We start from the raw sequence: 16,157 nt of genomic DNA, 5'->3' as shown, positions 1-16,157 counted from the left end.
GTACATCACGGCGAAGATCGGCGAATGCGGGACCTCATACAGAAAATGCAGCCTCAAGAACAGTTCAAGTGCGGCGTGGTTATCGTTGCGGCAGGACGCGGCGAACGCGCCGGGCAATCCGCCGAGGGCCCGAAGCAGTACCGAACCATCGGCGACCGCCCCGTTATCGCCCATACGCTTGACACTTTCGCGACATGGCCGGGCGCCGGTCCGATCGTCGTCGTCATCCATCCGGACGACGAGGCGCTGTTTAACGCCGCACGCAAACGCTCGGTGGCCGAGGATGTGATCATCGTCCACGGCGGCGCGACCCGGCAGATATCGGTGCTCGCCGGCCTCGAAGCCCTGGCCGACATCGGCGCGCGCCGCGTGATGATCCACGATGCGGTGCGCCCCTTTGCCGATCACGCGCTGCTGTCGCGGTGCGTTGCGGCATTGAGTGAGGACGTCAGGGCCGTACTGCCGGCGGTCGCCGTCGCAGACACGCTGAAGCGTGCCGGCAAAGATGGCACGGTCACGGAAACCGTGCCGCGCGACGGCCTCTACGGCGCGCAGACGCCTCAGACATTCGATCTCCAGGCAATTCTTGCCGCTCACCGGGAGGCGGCGAGAAGCGGCCGCACGGATTTTACCGACGACGCGTCGATCGCCGAATGGGCCGGCCTCAAGGTCGTGCTCGTCGAAGGCGCCGTCGACAACGTCAAGCTTACGCTGAAAAGGGATATCGCCATGGCCGACGAAAAACTCAAGCGCACCCCCCTGCCCGATGTGCGCACTGGCAACGGCTACGACGTGCACCAGCTCGTCGAGGGCGACGGCGTCACGCTCTGTGGCGTCTTCATTGCGCACACCAAGAAACTTTCCGGCCATTCCGATGCCGACGTAGCGCTGCATGCGCTGACCGACGCATTGCTTGCCACCTGCGGCGCCGGTGACATCGGCGACCATTTCCCGCCGTCCGACCCGCAATGGAAGGGCGCGCCGTCGCGCATCTTCCTGGAGCACGCGGCCAAAATCGTGCGCGAGCGCGGCGGCATCATCACCAATGCAGACGTTTCGCTGATCGCCGAAGCGCCGAAGGTCGGGCCGCACCGCCTGACGATGCGCGAAAATCTCTCGGACATGCTGGGGATTTCACTCGACCGGTGCTCGGTCAAGGCAACGACCAACGAACGCCTTGGTTTCGTCGGCCGCGACGAAGGCATCGCCGCGATCGCCACGGCGACGGTCGTCTATGGGAACCTTTCGTGATGTGGTCCGCCGACATCGAAGTCAAAGCCAGTGAGATCATCGCGCAGTTCACGGCACATGGCCTCAAGGTGGCAACCGCCGAATCCTGCACTGGTGGCCTGATCTCCGGGGCGCTGACCGAGATCTCCGGCTCGTCCGCAGTCCTCGACCGCGGCTTCGTCACCTATTCCAATGAGGCAAAGGTCGCAATGCTCGGCGTCGAGACGGCGACGCTCGTCGCCCATGGTGCCGTCTCGCGGCAGACGGCGATCGAGATGGCACAGGGCGCAATCGCGCATTCGGCGGCTGACTTCGCCGTTGCCGTCACCGGCATTGCTGGGCCGAGCGGTGGTTCGGCTGAAAAGCCTGTCGGCCTTGTGCATCTCGCTGCGGCAGGGCGAAACGGCGCGCTGCTGCATCGCGAGATGCGCTACGGCGATATCGGCCGCAGCAACATAAGGCTTGCGACCATCCGCACCGCACTCGATCTGCTCACGCAGATCGCTCAGGCCGAATAGATGCTGTCGGCGCGCTTTTCGAAGGCGTCGGAGAACATGCGGAAGGCACGGTCGAACATCGAGCCCATCAAGGCCCCGAGGATGCGGCTCTTGAACTCGTAGTCGATGTCGAAGTGCACGATCGACTGCCCCTCGCCCGAAGGCTCGAAGCGCCAGCGGTTGTCGAGATATTTGAACGGCCCGTCGATGTATTTGACGTCGATCGTCCGCTCTGCCTTGTTCAGCAGCACCTGCGTCGTGAAGGTCTCGCGGATCGCCTTGTAACCGACGGTCATATCGGCAAGCAGAAGCACTTTTCCATCGCGCTCCTTGCGCGAGCGTACCGTCAGTGCCTCACAGAGCGGCAGGAACTGCGGATACTGTTCGACGTCGGCAACGAGGTCGAACATCTGGTCTGCGGTGTGCTTGACGACGTGGTTGGTTTCGAAATGCGGCATAAAGGGGAGTTAAGCGGGAGAACCGAGAAGATCAAGGAGCCTGCGCATCTGGCGCCGCGATTTCAACTGCAGAACTGGCACGTCAGGGCCGTGCTTCGCCAGACCTGCGACGATGTGCGGCGTAAACTTCTGCTCAAACGTCCAGATGAACTGAAGGAAATCCCAATCGACCTTTTCGATGCAGCCCGGCGCCATCTCCGGGCGGGTGCGGCCGAAATGTTTCAGCCAGCGGGTGACGACGCCCCATATGCAGACAAGCCGCGGCATGCGCACCCAGATCACGATGTCGCTTCTCGGCACCCGGATATCGAATGTGGACGGACCGGTGCCATCCATGACCCAGCGATCGGCGGCGATCCTCTCGACAATGCGCTGGCGCTGCTCCGCCCGGTCACGCTCTGCCCAACCCGGCAACCACCGGATATCGCGATCGATCGAGATGTAGGTCAACTGGAACTGACGGGCGAGCTTCTGCGAAAGCGTCGACTTGCCGCCGCCGGAGCACCCGACAACGAGGATACGCCTGGCACTGCGAATATGGTCGGCGGCAACGGCATCGTCGACATAGCTGACGATTGCCGGTTTTGACGGCAGGTCCATGGAAACTCCCGCGGAACTCGGGAACAAGGAAACCCAATGCGAAACTCCGGCGCGGGGCCGGAGTTTCGGTATTTTTTGAGCGGCCGAGCCGTCAGCCTGCCACGGCCGCCAGCTTCTTTTCGCGGGCTGCACGCAGCCGCGCAAAGTCGTCGCCGGCGTGGTGCGACGAGCGCGTCAGCGGGCTCGACGACACCATCAGGAAGCCCTTGGTGTAGGCGACAGTCTCGTAGGACTTGAACTCCTCGGGCGTGACGAACGCTTCGACCTTGTGGTGCTTGCGCGTCGGCTGCAGGTATTGGCCGATCGTCAGGAAGTCGACATCGGCGGTCCTCAGGTCGTCCATCAACTGCAGCACTTCGTTGCGCTCTTCGCCGAGGCCGACCATGATGCCGGACTTGGTGAACATGGTCGGGTCCAGTTCCTTCACGCGCTGCAGCAGGCGGACCGAGTGGAAGTAGCGCGCACCCGGGCGGACCGTCAGATAGTTGCCGGGAACCGTTTCCATATTGTGGTTGAAGACGTCAGGCTTGGCGGCAACGACGCGTTCCAGCGCACCCGGCTTCTTCAGGAAGTCCGGCGTCAGGATTTCGATCGTGGTCGTCGGCGAGGCCTCGCGGATCGCCCAGATGACCTTCTCGAAATGTTCGGCGCCGCCATCTTCCAGATCGTCACGGTCGACCGAAGTGATGACGACGTGGCTGAGGCCCATCTGCTTGACGGCCTTGGCGATGTTGGCCGGCTCTTCCATGTCGAGCGCATTCGGCTTCCCGGTCGCGACATTGCAGAAGGCGCAGGCGCGGGTACAGATCTCGCCCATGATCATGAAGGTGGCGTGCTTCTTGTCCCAGCATTCGCCGATGTTCGGGCAACCGGCTTCCTCGCACACGGTCACGAGCTTGTGCGAACGCACCAACTCGCGCGTCTCCTGGTAGCCCTTGGACATCGGCGCCTTGACGCGGATCCACTCCGGCTTGCGCATCACTTCCGTGTCGGGCTTGTGGGCCTTTTCCGGGTGGCGGACGCGTTGCGCCCGGTCAGAGACGGCATCGAACACCGTTACCATACTGTCTTCCTCGTCGCGGCGGGTCCGGCATCAGGCCGGATGACCCATTTTCGCTCTATATAGACGGCCCGACCGGAAATGTCAGGCCGTCTATTTTCGAAGCCCGACGGAAGCACAGAAGGCCCGGCAGACTATCGTTTCACGACCCGACCAGCGGCGATCAACAGGCATGCGCCGATGAAGCCGATGATCAGGTAAGCGACCCATCCGGCATACGCCATGTTGAATGCCGCCAGGATGAAATTCAGCACCACCGCGCCGATGATGCCGAGCACTATGTTCATGATCAGCCCCATGCTGCTGCCCATGAACTTCTCCGCGAGCCACCCAGCCAAACCGCCAACGATGATCGCAGCCAAAATACCGACGCCGTTCACGCTCATTTTGGTCTCCGTGCATTGAAAATGCGCCCATTATCAATGCCAAAGCTACACCAAAAACGCCGGCGCCGAAACCATCAGGCGTTGAGCGCGCGGCCGTAGGCGTCGAGCACGCTTTCCTTCATCGTCTCGGAGATCGTCGGATGCGGGAAGATCGTGTGCATCAGATCTTCTTCGGTCGTCTCGAGGTTCATCGCGACGACGAAGCCCTGGATCAGTTCGGTGACTTCCGCACCGACCATGTGGGCGCCCAAGAGTTCGCCGGTCTTCTTGTCGAAGATCGTCTTGACCAGACCCTGGTCTTCGCCCAGCGCAATCGCCTTGCCGTTGGCAACGAAGGGGAAACGGCCGACGCGGATGTCGCGTCCGAGTTCCTTGGCCTTGGCTTCCGTAAGGCCGACGGAGGCGACCTGCGGGTGGCAATAGGTGCAGCCCGGGATCTTCAGCTTGTCCATCGGATGAACGTTCGGCAGGCCAGCGATCTTTTCGACGCAGATGACGGCCTCATGCTCGGCCTTGTGGGCGAGCATCGGCGGTCCGGCGACGTCGCCGATCGCGTAGACGCCGGGAACGTTGGTCTTGCCGTAGCCGTCGATGACGATGCAGCCGCGGTCGGTTTTGACCCCGAGCGTTTCGAGGCCGAGGTTCTCGATGTTGCCCTGAACGCCGACGGCCGAGATCATGCGGTCAGCGGTGATCTTCTCGACCTTGCCGTCCTTCATCTCGACATGGGCGGTGATCGAGTTGGCAGCCTTCTCGACCTTCGTCACCTTGGCCTGGAGATGGATCTTCATGCCTTGCTTTTCGAACTGCTTCTTGGCGATGTTCGAAATCTCGGCATCTTCGACCGGCATCACGTTCGGCATCACTTCGACGACCGTCACGTCCACACCCATGGTGCGGTAGAAGGAGGCGAATTCGATGCCGATCGCGCCCGAGCCCATGACCAGCAGCGACTTCGGCATTTCCTCAGGCTTCATCGCCTCGAAGTAGGTCCAGATCAGCTTGCCATCGGGCTCGATGCCCGGCAGCGCGCGTGGGCGGGCGCCGGTCGCGATGATGATATGCTTGGCGGTGTAGGTGCCCTCGCCCTTAGTGTTCTTCGGCAGCGGCGCCTGCGGCTGGACAACCGGCTTCGTCGACTTGCCGACGACGATCTCGCCGGGCTTCGTGAGCTTGGCTTCACCCCAGATCACATCGACCTTGTTCTTCTTCATCAGGAAGCCGACGCCGCCATTCATGCGCTCGGCAATGCCGCGCGAGCGTGCAACGATCGCCTTCAGGTCCGGCGTCACGGTGCCTTCGATCTTGATGCCATAGCTGGCCGGGTGCTGGGCGTAGTGCAGAACTTCGGCGGAGCGCAGCAGCGCCTTGGTCGGGATGCAGCCCCAGTTGGAGCAGATGCCGGCCAGGTGCTCGCGCTCGACGACCGCGGTCTTGAGACCCAACTGTGCCGCACGAATGGCGGCGATATAGCCCCCCGGACCCGAACCGATGACGATGACGTCGTAATTCTCAGCCATGTGTTTCCTGCCTTTGTCTCAAGCGACCTTGCGGGTGAAGAGCACCCAGTCGTGTTTCTTGCTTTCCTCAAAGAGCGGAACCGCCTCGGCGCGCGCTGCCTCGCCGAAACCGTTTGCCCTGTATAGTGCCTGAGCCCTGCCGTTGTGGCTCTCGGTGATCAGGCTCACCGGCGCCGATCCGGCGCGTTCGAATTCCTTGGCCAGAAGCGCCTTGCCGATCCCCCGGCCGCGCTGATGGCGATAGACGCCCAGGCTCTCTATGAACCAGTGGCCGACGATCTGCCGCTGCAGCGCCAGCAGGGGCTCGAGAACCGGGTGCCCGGCAACAATCTCAGCCGCTTCCGGCCCGACCCCGTAGCCGAGCGACACTCCGGCAACCTCGTCATCGACCTCGGCAACCAGCGCATCACGCCAGTTCCCCGGACCCGGCTCTTCGCGCAGCTTGTTGCGCCCGCGCTCAAAAGCCGTATCCGTCACCCCATGCTGGACGGCGCCGTACCAGAGCCAGGAGGCAAAGCCATGCGCGGCGATATCGACGAGGATGGCGAGTTCCGCCGCCTCACGTCTTTCGGCCGGACGTATGGTGACGCCCCCGACCATTCTCAGACCCCGAGCATCATCCGCACGACCGGTTCCAGACCCCGGCCAATCGCACGCGTGTTTTCCGCATCGAGATGCACGCCATCGAGCGGCGTCGTCACCGCCACTGATCCGGCATCGAAGAAGCCGCAATCGAGTTCGTCGGCGAGATCGCGATAAAGGGGCGCCAGCATCGAAGACTGCTCGATGCCGCCTGCGAACATTGCGGCAAAGCCGGCGTCGGCCGTTTCGCAAAGCACCGGCGGCGACACGATCAGGATCTCCGGGCCGTCCTCACTCTCAACCGGCCAATCGTGACGGCGCACCAGATTGACCAGCCGTTCGACGCCCTTCACGGCGCCGAAGGCGGTTCCGTGGATCACCGGCTTCATGTCATTTGCGCCGAGAAGAAGAATGATGAGATCGAGCGGCGCGTGGCTGTGCAGCAGCGTCGGCAGCACCTTCGCACCATTGCGGTCGCAATCGGCGAGGTGATCGTCGTAGGCGGTCGTGCGGCCGTTCAGCCCCTCGGCGATGACCTGGACGTCCGGCCCCAGCGCCTTCTGCAAGACACTCGGCCAGCGATCGGCAAGCGCATGTCGACCGCCATCGGTGGCATCGTAGCCCCAGGTCAGACTGTCGCCATAGCAGAGAACTGTTTTCATCGTCCGGGCCCGCCTTCGACTGCGCGAAAAGGAACGGACCGGCCCGAAGGCCGGTCCCCATCCAACTCAGACCAGCATGCCCATCGGGTTTTCGATGTAGCGCTTGAAGGCACCGAGCAGTTCGGCACCGAGCGCGCCATCGACGCAGCGATGGTCGGTCGAAAGCGTGACGGTCATGACGTTGGCGATGACCATCTGCTTGTTCTTGACGACGACGCGCTCCTCGCCGGCACCGACCGCGAGGATCGTGGCATGCGGCGGGTTGACGACGGCGGCGAAGTTCTTGACGCCCATCATGCCCATGTTGGAGACGGCAGTCGTGCCGCCCTGGTATTCTTCGGGCTTCAGCTTGCGGTCCTTGGCACGCTGGCCGAGGTCCTTCATCTCGTTGGAGATGGCCGACAGGCTCTTCAGTTCCGCCTGGCGGATGATCGGGGTGATCAGGCCGCCCGGGATCGACACGGCAACGCCGACATCGGCGTGCTTGTGCTTGACCATATTACTCTCGGTCCACGAGACGTTCGCGTTCGGAACATCGCGCAGTGCCAGCGCCAGGGCCTTGATGACCATGTCGTTGACGGAGAGCTTGTAGACCGGCTTGCCACCCTGCTCGGGAGCCGCTGCGTTGAGCTGCGCACGCAGTGCCAGCAGCGCGTCGAGTTCGCAGTCCACCGACACGTAGAAGTGCGGGATCGTCTGCTTGGATTCGACGAGACGCTTGGCGATCGTCTTGCGCATGCCGTCATGCGGCACGAGTTCGTAGGAGCCCGGCTCGAACAGCTTGAGAACGGCGTCTTCCGACATGCCCTTGGCAAGCGGTGCGGCTGCAGGAGCAGCAGCACCGGCGGCCGGTGCGGCGGCGGGCTTGGCAGCACCACCGGAGACGGCGGCTTCGACGTCCTTCTTGACGACGCGGCCATGAGGACCGGTGCCGGCAACTGCCGACAGGTCAATGCCCGCGTCCTTTGCCAGACGGCGTGCGAGCGGCGAGGAGAAGACGCGTGCGCCGCCCTCGGCCTTGGCCGGCTGGGCTGCAGCCGGTGCAGCGGCAGGAGCCGCAGCCGGAGCGCTCGGCGCTGCCGGTGCAGGCGCTTCGGCCTTGGCGGCGGGTGCCGGTGCTGCCGCGCCGTTGCCGCCCTTGGCGGCGGCGGCGACATCCTCGCCATCGGCGGCGAGAACGGCGATCAGCGCATTGACCTTGACGCCATCGGTGCCGGCGGGAACGACGATCTTGGCAACGGTGCCTTCGTCGACGGCTTCGACTTCCATCGTCGCCTTGTCGGTCTCGATCTCGGCAATCACGTCACCGGACTTGACCTTGTCGCCTTCCTTGACGAGCCACTTGGCCAGATTGCCTTCTTCCATCGTCGGGGAGAGGGCAGGCATTGTGATGTTGATAGGCATCGAAGGGCCCTCCCCTTATTTGTAGCAAACGGCTTTCACCGCATCGACAACCTCTGCGACGTTCGGAAGCGCGAGCTTCTCGAGGTTCGCGGCGTAAGGCATCGGCACATCCTTGCCGGCGATCGTCAGGATCGGGGCGTCAAGGTAGTCGAAGGCCTGCTGCATGACGCGGGTTGCGATCTCGGTGCCGACGGAAGACTGCGGGTAACCTTCTTCGACGGTGACGAGGCGGCCGGTCTTCTTGACGGATTCGATGACCGTCGGCAGGTCCATCGGACGGATGGTGCGCAGGTCGATCAGTTCGACATCGATGCCCTGGGCTTCGAGTTCGGCAACCGCCTTGACGGCGTAGGTCATGCCGATACCGAAGGAAACGATCGTTGCGTCCTTGCCGACCTTGTGGATACGGGCCTTGCCGATCGGCAGCACGAAATCGTCAAGCTTCGGCACTTCGAAGGAGTGACCGTAAAGGATTTCGTTTTCGAGGAAGATGACCGGGTTCGGGTCGCGGATCGCAGCCTTGAGCAGGCCCTTGGCGTCGGCAGCCGTGTAGGGCATGACGACCTTGAGGCCCGGGATATGGCTGTACCAGGCGGCGTAGCACTGCGAGTGCTGCGCGGCCACGCGGGCAGCCGCACCGCTCGGGCCACGGAAGACGATCGGCGCGCCCATCTGGCCGCCGGACATATAGAGTGTCTTGGCAGCGGAGTTGATGATCTGGTCGATCGCCTGCATGGCGAAGTTGAAGGTCATGAACTCGACGATCGGACGAAGGCCGGTCATGGCAGCGCCGACGCCGACGCCGGCAAAGCCGTGCTCAGTGATCGGGGTATCGATGACACGGCGGGCGCCGAATTCCTGCAGCAGGCCCTGGGTAATCTTGTAGGCGCCCTGATATTCGGCGACTTCTTCACCCATGACGAAGACGTCGTCGCTTGCGCGCATTTCTTCGGCCATGGCGTCGCGAAGTGCTTCGCGAACGGTCATCGTCACCATTTCGGTGCCGGCAGGGATCGCCGGATCAGCAGCGACTTCGACCTTCGGCTGGGCTGCAACCGGAGCCGGCGCGGAAGCGGCCGGCGCTTCGGCAGCGGCTGCCTTCGGCGCTTCGGCCTTCGGAGCGGCGATGTCGCCAGCGCCTTCGCCGTCTTGCAGCAGCACGGCGATCGGGGTGTTGACCTTGACGCCTTCGGTGCCGGCGGCAATCAAGAGCTTGCCGATCGTGCCTTCATCGACGGCTTCGACTTCCATCGTTGCCTTATCGGTCTCGATTTCAGCAATGACGTCGCCGGAGGACACCTTGTCCCCCTCGTTCTTCAGCCATTTCGAGAGCGTGCCTTCCTCCATGGTCGGGGAAAGGGCGGGCATAAGAATTTCTACTGGCATGTTTGTCCCTCCCCGGATCAAAGCAGGATGTCGGTGTAGAGCTCGGATGCATCCGGCTCCGGATCGGCCTGGGCAAAATCGGCGCTGTCAGCAACGATGTCACGGACTTCCTTGTCGATCTGCTTCAGCTCATCCTCGTTCGCCCAACCCTTTTCGGTCAGACGCGCCTTCACCTGCTCGATCGGGTCATGCTCCGAGCGCATCTTCTGCACTTCGTCCTTCGAGCGGTACTTCGCCGGGTCGGACATCGAGTGACCGCGGTAGCGATAGGTCTGCATCTCAAGGATGATCGGACCCTTGCCCGAGCGGCAATGCTCAACAGCCTCGTCGCCGGCGGCCTTGACCGCGCGCACGTCCATGCCGTCGACCTGGAAGCCCGGAATGTTGAAGGAGACGCCGCGCTGCGAGAAGTCGGTCTGTGCCGAAGCCCGCGAAACGGAAGTCCCCATGGCGTAGCGGTTGTTCTCGATCACGTAGATCACCGGCAGCTTCCAGAGCTGCGCCATGTTGAAGCTTTCGTAGACCTGGCCCTGGTTGGCAGCGCCGTCACCGAAATAGGCAACGGACACATTGTCGTTTCCGCGATAGCGGTTGGCAAAGGCAAGACCGGTGCCGAGCGACACCTGGGCGCCGACGATGCCGTGGCCGCCATAGAAGTGCTTTTCCTTGGAGAACATGTGCATCGAGCCGCCCTTCCCCTTGGAAAGGCCGCTGCGACGACCGGTGAGTTCGGCCATGACGCCGCGGGCGCTCATGCCGCAGGCCAGCATGTGGCCATGATCACGGTAGGCGGTGATGACCTGGTCGCCTTCCTTCAGCGCCATCTGCATGCCGACGACAACGGCTTCCTGGCCGATGTAGAGGTGACAGAAGCCGCCGATGAAGCCCATGCCATAGAGCTGGCCGGCCTTTTCCTCGAAACGCCGGATCAGCAGCATCTCGCGGTAGGCACTCAGATCTTCCTGTTTGGAGAAGTCGGCGAACGTGCCGCCGTTGAAGTCTTTCTTCGCCGGCTTTGCGGCACTCTTGCGGCTGGAAACGGACGCGGATTTTCGCGGAGCCATTCGTTCCTCCCAATGGTTAGCCTTTTGCGGTTACCATAGGGAAAGAAAGCAGACACAGCAATGCCATATTTGCATGGCTCGCATTCCGCACAAATAATTGATTTTACTTCACAAATTCCAATTAACTGAATTCAGGTTAATTTGCGGCACGGTGGAAAATAACGATCTCGTCACTTCGCGACATGTTCAGCGCGAGGCGAGCCTTTTCATCCAGCATGTCCCGTTCCAGCGACCCATCACTCATCAGCTGAACCTCCTTTTCGAGGATCATTCGCTGCTTCGTGAGCTTATCCAGCCGCGCCTGCCGCTCGACGATCTGACGATCGAATTGCTCGGTCGCCTTCAGGCCATAGCCGCCGTGAATGGAATGATAGCCGAAGTAGGAGAGAAAGGCGACCGCGATCAGCGGCATCACCAGCCGACCCAGTTTCCGTTTCTTATGATGCCGTGTCCACATGCATTCCCGCCCTGATACGCAGTACGGCAATCAGATTAGCGTCGATTGATTAACCGACCGTTGACCATGAACGGCAGGAAAATAGAAACCCGCCCACACGGGGCCGTGTGGGCGGGCTCAGTTTTCAGACAAAAATCAGGCGGCGATCAGCCACGCAGGATCGAGCGGCCGGCGTACTTGGCCTGCACGCCGAGCTGCTCTTCGATGCGGATCAGCTGATTGTACTTGGCGAGCCGGTCCGAACGGGCAAGCGAGCCGGTCTTGATCTGGCCGCAGTTGGTGGCAACCGCGAGATCGGCGATCGTCGCGTCCTCGGTTTCGCCCGAGCGGTGCGACATGACGGCGGTGTAGCGCGCCTTGTGGGCGGTCTCGACGGCGTCGAGCGTTTCCGACAGCGAGCCGATCTGGTTGACCTTGACGAGGATCGAGTTGGCAACGCCCATCTTGATGCCGTCCCGCAGGCGGGCCGAGTTGGTGACGAACAGGTCGTCGCCGACGAGCTGGCACTTGTTGCCGATGAGGTCGGTCACAGCCTTCCAGCCGTCCCAGTCGTCTTCGGCCATGCCGTCTTCGATCGAGAAGATCGGGTACTTGGCGGCGAGTTCCGCCAGGTATTCAGCCATGGCACCCGGCTCCAGCGTGCGGCCTTCGCCTTCGAGCACGTACTTGCCGTCCTTGAAGAATTCGGTTGCGGCGCAATCGAGCGCGATGAACATGTCTTCGCCCGGCTTGTAGCCAGCCTTCTCGATCGACTTCATGATGAAGTCGAGCGCTGCCGGAGCAGAGGCGAGACCCGGCGCGAAGCCGCCTTCGTCGCCGACATTGGTGTTGTGGCCGTCGGCTGCAAGCTGCTTCTTCAGCGTGTGGAACACTTCCGAGCCCATGCGAACCGCATCACGCATCGTGTCGGCGCCAACCGGAACGATCATGAACTCCTGGAAGTCGATCGGGTTGTCGGCGTGCGCGCCACCGTTGATGATGTTCATCATCGGAACCGGGAGCACGTGGGCGTTCGGACCACCGACGTAACGGTAGAGCGGCAGGCCGGCAGCTTCGGCGGCAGCCTTGGAAACGGCAAGCGAAACGCCGAGAATGGCGTTGGCGCCGAGGCGCGACTTGTTCGCCGTGCCGTCGAGCTCGATCATGGTCTTGTCGATCTGGATCTGGTTCTCGGCATCGAGACCGCCGATCGCTTCGAAGATCTCGCCGTTGACGGCTTCGACGGCACGTTCAACGCCCTTGCCGAGGTAACGCGTACCACCATCGCGCAGCTCAACAGCCTCATGGGCACCGGTCGAGGCGCCCGACGGGACTGCCGCGCGGCCGAAGCTTCCGTCTTCCAGGTACACGTCGACCTCGACGGTCGGGTTGCCGCGGCTGTCCAGAATTTCTCGGCCGATGATGTCGATGATTGCAGTCATGATCTCTTCCCTGTTGAGGACGGTGGGTGGTCGGGGCCTGTCATACGCCAAGGCCTCGAAATTACAATGGCGCGCAATATGCAAAAACAACCGCGCCATTGCGGTTCATGAAAATTTCACGAAGCGTCGCGCGGGTCTCAGCCCTTGGCGATCGCGTCGAAAGCCAGCAGCTTTTCGAGCAGCCTCGGCATGTCCTTCAGATGCACCATGTTCGGGCCATCGGAGGGCGCATTGTCCGGGTCTTCATGGGTTTCAACAAAGACACCGGCAACACCGACGGCAACGGCAGCGCGCGCCAGGGTCTCGACGAATTCTCGTTGACCGCCCGAAGAGCCGCCCTGCCCGCCCGGCTGCTGAACCGAATGGGTCGCATCAAAGACGACCGGCGCGCCGAGCGAAGCCATGATCGGCAGCGAGCGCATGTCGGAGACCAGCGTGTTGTAGCCGAAGGAAGCGCCACGCTCGCAGAGCATGACATTGGGGTTGCCGCTTTCGGTGAACTTCGCCAACACGTTCTTCATGTCCCAGGGCGCCAGGAACTGGCCCTTCTTGACGTTGATCGCCCGCCCGGTCTTGGCGGCGGCGACCAGAAGATCGGTCTGGCGCGACAGGAAGGCCGGGATCTGCAGGATATCGACCGTCGGGGCGACAAGCGCGCACTGCTCTTCGGTGTGCACGTCGGTCAGAACCGGAAAGCCGAATTCCTTTTTCAGGTCGGCGAAGATTTCCATCGCCTTGTCGAGACCGATGCCACGCTTGCCCGAAAGCGAGGTGCGGTTGGCCTTGTCGAAGGAGGACTTGTAGACGAGGCCGAGGCCGAGCTTGTTGCAGAGTTCGGAGAGCGCACCCGCCATCATGAAGGCGTGTTCACGGCTCTCCATCTGGCAGGGGCCTGCGATCAGCGACAACTTCTCGGTCTGTGCGAAGGCGACCTGACGGGCGCCCTCACCGACAACGACTCTGGCATTGGTTTTCATCATCAAGCTCCAAACGCGAAGATCACCCCTTGCCCCGGCATTTCGGGGACAATGAGGCGCCCGCCCATTTCTGCAAATTCGATATCGTTCTCGGCAAAGAGCGCCCGCGTTGCCTCGAGATCGGCAACACGGAAGACGACCGCCCGTCCGCGAAGGCCCCGTTCGGCACCGCGCACCGAGCGACCGAAGAAGGCTTCCATGCCGGCGGCGTTCAGCACCGAGATCTTGGCGTTGGTGGTCGCGACATCCATGCCGAAGGAATGCGCCGAAACCTCGCGCTCATCGACCGCTTCCTGCAGCAGATACTGGAAATCAGTCGGATTGGCTTCCGACAGCACCACTTCGCTTATGCCGATCACGCCGTTGTCGTGTCGCTCCAGCGCCGCCCGATCGGTGGGGAGTGCGCGAACGCGCTGACAGCTGAAAAGAAAGAGATCCGGCGCGCGCAGGTCGGCCGCAAAGGCAAGACGGAACGAGCCCAGTCCTTCGCGGCCATCGGGCAGCTTCATCGGCCGGGAAAACTCCAGCATGTCACCGCCGGAGATGCCCCGCGCCCGAAAGCGGATATGGTCGCTCGCCGCATCCTCGGTGCCGAAGACCAGCGCCGAGAGGCCTTCCGGTCCCTGGCGGAAACGAAACGCCTGATCACGCGCCACAAAGGCGTTGCCGTCGAGTGCCGCCGCTTCGCACTCCTCGCGGGACGCTATGGCTAGCGGTTCGAGATAGGTGCCGTCGGCAAAGAAGACGCAGGCATTTTCGGTGCCGAAGGGATGGCGGGCATCGTCGGCGACGGTGAAGCCGAGATTGGAAAGCCGACGCCGCGCCTGGGTAAGCGTATCCACCGGCAGCACGAGGTGATCGAGCGGGCGGGTGGTGCGCTTGGAGAGGCTCATGGCGTGTTCCCTGATGGTTCGCCGCTGTTTGCAACTTTTGGCCGGCGAATGCAAGCCGGGTCACCGCCAGGGGCCGGATCGGCCATCCGGGTTCGGGCCGTTGCCGCAAAGTGAGCCGTCCGCGGCCGGCTGCGCCCGCCGCGGATTATGCCTGTCAGCGGGAGACGAACCGCCGGAAGGTCAGTAGTAGCCCGGCGCCGTCGTGGCGTTCGCCGTGTTCCCCGCACCGAGACCGGGGGCGAACGTCTGGGGCTGCGTGTAGGATGTATTGGTCGAGGACGTCGAGGCACAACCCGAAAGCCCCAGCACGGCAACCGCCAAAGGCACGAATAACAAAGCGATGAAGCGCATATGGATTGACCCCTTTCCAGTTTCGCTGACGACAGGAAAGTACGAAACCGATGCGTTGGCGAGTACGTAACAGTAACGCGAGGTAAAAAGGCGGTGCGGAAGCCGGGATCGGCAACCGCAGCGCCTTCCGGCCGCTGCGACTGCCCTCGTTGCGTGCGAGCTTGCGGGCCCGAACAGAGCGCCGGGCCTGCCGCATCAGGGATGAAGATCGCTCTTGATGGCAAAGGTGGCGATGAAGGTCGGCACGAACCTGTCGATCAGGAAACGAGCCGACGGCTGCCAATCCTCGTGAAAGCCGGCCAACAGGAAACCGACCTTCAGCTGCCCCTCGATCTGCGCAGAAAGGCTGTGTCCGAAGACCAGGGCCTCGCCCCGATCGACCTTGGCCTGCACGACATCGGGCGCGAGATGCTCCACCTCGGCAAAGGGGAGCCGGTAAGCCGGGCGGATAAGGCCCTTTTCCGCATGGGCCGGATCGCGGTCGCCGACGAAAACGATCGGATTGTAGAAGCTCGAAAGCAGCCGACCGCCGGTCTTCAGCACCCGGTGGCACTCCCGCCAGACCGGCTGGAGGTCGGGAACATAGAGGTTCGAGATCGGATGAAAGACGATGTCGAAGGTTTCGTCCGCAAAGGTCGCGAGGTCCCGCATGTCGCCCTGCACGGTCAAAAGCGACAGCCCTTCGCGTTCGGCGACGCGCCGATCCTGTTCGAGCTGTCCCTCGGAGAGGTCGAAGACCGTAACGTCCGCACCGGCGGCGGCCAGGGTCGGCGCCTGCTGCCCGCCGGCGGACGCCAGGCAGAGGATCTTCTTGCCCTTGACGTCGGGCAACCAGCCCTCAGGCAGATCGCCGGGCGTCAGCCGCGCCTGCCACTGCCCTTTGCGGGCGTCGGCGATCATCTCGCGTGTGACCGGGCGGGACCATTCGCAGTCCTGGCTTGCCTGCCTGTCCCACGCCTGGCGATTGTGATCGATGATATCGAGATTGGAGGAGGAAATGTCTTGCATGTTCGGTCCCTGGAACTTGTCCTGATGTGACCGCTCACGAAGGCGAATGGAGATCGCAGGCAGAAATGCCCTAGCGTTCGTCCGTCGATGCGGATCGCAGCAATGCCATCGTCCATCTTCTTCGCAAGCGAAGTTGAGGCGATTCGGTTTTCACCGGGCATTACTGGCGCATTGGACGACGCTCCCCTTACTGGAAGCCGC

Annotated in this window: 17 protein-coding genes; 2 read left to right on the top strand and 15 right to left on the bottom strand. The window is 62.7% G+C overall.

Features of this window, described 5'->3' with window-relative positions:
• Positions 1 to 45 precede the first annotated feature (45 nt).
• Positions 46 to 1,251 (top strand): bifunctional 2-C-methyl-D-erythritol 4-phosphate cytidylyltransferase/2-C-methyl-D-erythritol 2,4-cyclodiphosphate synthase, encoded by a 1,206-nt coding sequence (locus tag IB277_RS05470; RefSeq protein ID WP_176960287.1) that lies wholly within the window; start codon positions 46 to 48, stop codon positions 1,249 to 1,251.
• Positions 1,251 to 1,748, top strand: coding sequence for a CinA family protein (locus tag IB277_RS05465; protein WP_090295710.1), 498 nt, complete (start codon positions 1,251 to 1,253; stop codon positions 1,746 to 1,748). Before IB277_RS05470 ends, IB277_RS05465 begins: the two co-directional genes overlap by 1 nt.
• Here the strand turns inward: IB277_RS05465 and IB277_RS05460 are convergent.
• The 15 genes from IB277_RS05460 to IB277_RS05390 form a co-directional block, all read right to left on the bottom strand.
• Positions 1,736 to 2,185, bottom strand: coding sequence for a type II toxin-antitoxin system RatA family toxin (locus IB277_RS05460; protein ID WP_060516918.1), 450 nt, complete (start codon positions 2,183 to 2,185; stop codon positions 1,736 to 1,738). The two genes, IB277_RS05465 and IB277_RS05460, sit on opposite strands and share 13 nt — an antisense overlap.
• 9 nt (positions 2,186 to 2,194) lie before the next feature.
• The gene (locus IB277_RS05455; RefSeq protein WP_089044599.1) at positions 2,195 to 2,785 is read right to left on the bottom strand and encodes an AAA family ATPase; all 591 of its coding nucleotides are present in this window, start codon (positions 2,783 to 2,785) and stop codon (positions 2,195 to 2,197) included.
• A 91-nt stretch (positions 2,786 to 2,876) separates the two neighbouring features.
• The gene (gene lipA / locus IB277_RS05450) at positions 2,877 to 3,848 is read right to left on the bottom strand and encodes a lipoyl synthase (protein WP_034795803.1); all 972 of its coding nucleotides are present in this window, start codon (positions 3,846 to 3,848) and stop codon (positions 2,877 to 2,879) included.
• Positions 3,849 to 3,979: 131 nt separating this feature from the next.
• Positions 3,980 to 4,231, bottom strand: a complete 252-nt coding sequence (locus tag IB277_RS05445) for a GlsB/YeaQ/YmgE family stress response membrane protein (RefSeq protein WP_090295713.1) — start codon at positions 4,229 to 4,231, stop codon at positions 3,980 to 3,982.
• Positions 4,232 to 4,305: 74 nt separating this feature from the next.
• On the bottom strand, positions 4,306 to 5,751 hold the full coding sequence (lpdA, locus tag IB277_RS05440; protein WP_110818975.1) for a dihydrolipoyl dehydrogenase: 1,446 nt from the start codon (positions 5,749 to 5,751) through the stop codon (positions 4,306 to 4,308).
• Positions 5,752 to 5,769: 18 nt separating this feature from the next.
• Positions 5,770 to 6,351: a GNAT family N-acetyltransferase gene (locus IB277_RS05435; RefSeq protein WP_089044598.1), complete on the bottom strand. Its 582-nt coding sequence runs from the start codon at positions 6,349 to 6,351 to the stop codon at positions 5,770 to 5,772.
• Between the two features lie 2 nt (positions 6,352 to 6,353).
• Positions 6,354 to 6,995 carry an SGNH/GDSL hydrolase family protein gene (locus tag IB277_RS05430; protein ID WP_034795815.1) on the bottom strand — a complete coding sequence of 214 codons (642 nt, stop codon included), beginning with the start codon at positions 6,993 to 6,995 and terminating at the stop codon, positions 6,354 to 6,356.
• Between the two features lie 66 nt (positions 6,996 to 7,061).
• Positions 7,062 to 8,399, bottom strand: coding sequence for a pyruvate dehydrogenase complex dihydrolipoamide acetyltransferase (locus tag IB277_RS05425; RefSeq protein ID WP_089044597.1), 1,338 nt, complete (start codon positions 8,397 to 8,399; stop codon positions 7,062 to 7,064).
• 15 nt (positions 8,400 to 8,414) lie between these two features.
• Entirely contained in the window at positions 8,415 to 9,785 is a 1,371-nt protein-coding gene (locus tag IB277_RS05420) for a pyruvate dehydrogenase complex E1 component subunit beta (protein WP_060516909.1), read from the bottom strand.
• 17 nt (positions 9,786 to 9,802) lie between these two features.
• The gene (pdhA, locus tag IB277_RS05415) at positions 9,803 to 10,849 is read right to left on the bottom strand and encodes a pyruvate dehydrogenase (acetyl-transferring) E1 component subunit alpha (protein ID WP_034795824.1); all 1,047 of its coding nucleotides are present in this window, start codon (positions 10,847 to 10,849) and stop codon (positions 9,803 to 9,805) included.
• 136 nt (positions 10,850 to 10,985) lie between these two features.
• Positions 10,986 to 11,306 carry a septum formation initiator family protein gene (locus IB277_RS05410; RefSeq protein ID WP_034795840.1) on the bottom strand — a complete coding sequence of 107 codons (321 nt, stop codon included), beginning with the start codon at positions 11,304 to 11,306 and terminating at the stop codon, positions 10,986 to 10,988.
• A gap of 146 nt (positions 11,307 to 11,452) precedes the next feature.
• On the bottom strand, positions 11,453 to 12,727 hold the full coding sequence (gene eno, locus IB277_RS05405; RefSeq protein ID WP_060516907.1) for a phosphopyruvate hydratase: 1,275 nt from the start codon (positions 12,725 to 12,727) through the stop codon (positions 11,453 to 11,455).
• A 137-nt stretch (positions 12,728 to 12,864) separates the two neighbouring features.
• Positions 12,865 to 13,707: a 3-deoxy-8-phosphooctulonate synthase gene (kdsA, locus tag IB277_RS05400; protein ID WP_162731872.1), complete on the bottom strand. Its 843-nt coding sequence runs from the start codon at positions 13,705 to 13,707 to the stop codon at positions 12,865 to 12,867.
• The gene (locus IB277_RS05395) at positions 13,707 to 14,597 is read right to left on the bottom strand and encodes a VOC family protein (protein WP_034795850.1); all 891 of its coding nucleotides are present in this window, start codon (positions 14,595 to 14,597) and stop codon (positions 13,707 to 13,709) included. Before IB277_RS05395 ends, kdsA begins: the two co-directional genes overlap by 1 nt.
• Before the next feature lie 546 nt (positions 14,598 to 15,143).
• Positions 15,144 to 15,956 carry a class I SAM-dependent methyltransferase gene (locus IB277_RS05390; protein ID WP_090295724.1) on the bottom strand — a complete coding sequence of 271 codons (813 nt, stop codon included), beginning with the start codon at positions 15,954 to 15,956 and terminating at the stop codon, positions 15,144 to 15,146.
• Positions 15,957 to 16,157: the final 201 nt, after the last annotated feature.

Origin of the sequence: Ensifer sp. ENS07 (genome assembly GCF_014852185.1) — a bacterium.
GTDB lineage: Bacteria > Pseudomonadota > Alphaproteobacteria > Rhizobiales > Rhizobiaceae > Ensifer > Ensifer adhaerens.
Note: the sequence above shows the minus strand (reverse complement) of the source record. Positions and strands in the feature narration are given on the sequence as shown.

What these genes read in the sequence shown, in the direction of transcription:
- IB277_RS05460 (WP_060516918.1), bottom strand. Translation starts at nt 2,185, where the DNA reads ATGCCGCATTTCGAAACCAACCACGTCGTCAAGCACACCGCAGACCAG.
- IB277_RS05465 (WP_090295710.1), top strand. Translation starts at nt 1,251, where the DNA reads ATGTGGTCCGCCGACATCGAAGTCAAAGCCAGTGAGATCATCGCGCAG.
- kdsA (WP_162731872.1), bottom strand. Translation starts at nt 13,707, where the DNA reads ATGATGAAAACCAATGCCAGAGTCGTTGTCGGTGAGGGCGCCCGTCAG.
- IB277_RS05445 (WP_090295713.1), bottom strand. Translation starts at nt 4,231, where the DNA reads ATGAGCGTGAACGGCGTCGGTATTTTGGCTGCGATCATCGTTGGCGGT.
- IB277_RS05395 (WP_034795850.1), bottom strand. Translation starts at nt 14,597, where the DNA reads ATGAGCCTCTCCAAGCGCACCACCCGCCCGCTCGATCACCTCGTGCTG.
- IB277_RS05425 (WP_089044597.1), bottom strand. Translation starts at nt 8,399, where the DNA reads ATGCCTATCAACATCACAATGCCTGCCCTCTCCCCGACGATGGAAGAA.
- IB277_RS05435 (WP_089044598.1), bottom strand. Translation starts at nt 6,351, where the DNA reads ATGGTCGGGGGCGTCACCATACGTCCGGCCGAAAGACGTGAGGCGGCG.
- IB277_RS05470 (WP_176960287.1), top strand. Translation starts at nt 46, where the DNA reads ATGCAGCCTCAAGAACAGTTCAAGTGCGGCGTGGTTATCGTTGCGGCA.
- IB277_RS05430 (WP_034795815.1), bottom strand. Translation starts at nt 6,995, where the DNA reads ATGAAAACAGTTCTCTGCTATGGCGACAGTCTGACCTGGGGCTACGAT.
- eno (WP_060516907.1), bottom strand. Translation starts at nt 12,727, where the DNA reads ATGACTGCAATCATCGACATCATCGGCCGAGAAATTCTGGACAGCCGC.
- IB277_RS05410 (WP_034795840.1), bottom strand. Translation starts at nt 11,306, where the DNA reads ATGTGGACACGGCATCATAAGAAACGGAAACTGGGTCGGCTGGTGATG.
- IB277_RS05390 (WP_090295724.1), bottom strand. Translation starts at nt 15,956, where the DNA reads ATGCAAGACATTTCCTCCTCCAATCTCGATATCATCGATCACAATCGC.
- lpdA (WP_110818975.1), bottom strand. Translation starts at nt 5,751, where the DNA reads ATGGCTGAGAATTACGACGTCATCGTCATCGGTTCGGGTCCGGGGGGC.
- IB277_RS05420 (WP_060516909.1), bottom strand. Translation starts at nt 9,785, where the DNA reads ATGCCAGTAGAAATTCTTATGCCCGCCCTTTCCCCGACCATGGAGGAA.
- lipA (WP_034795803.1), bottom strand. Translation starts at nt 3,848, where the DNA reads ATGGTAACGGTGTTCGATGCCGTCTCTGACCGGGCGCAACGCGTCCGC.
- pdhA (WP_034795824.1), bottom strand. Translation starts at nt 10,849, where the DNA reads ATGGCTCCGCGAAAATCCGCGTCCGTTTCCAGCCGCAAGAGTGCCGCA.
- IB277_RS05455 (WP_089044599.1), bottom strand. Translation starts at nt 2,785, where the DNA reads ATGGACCTGCCGTCAAAACCGGCAATCGTCAGCTATGTCGACGATGCC.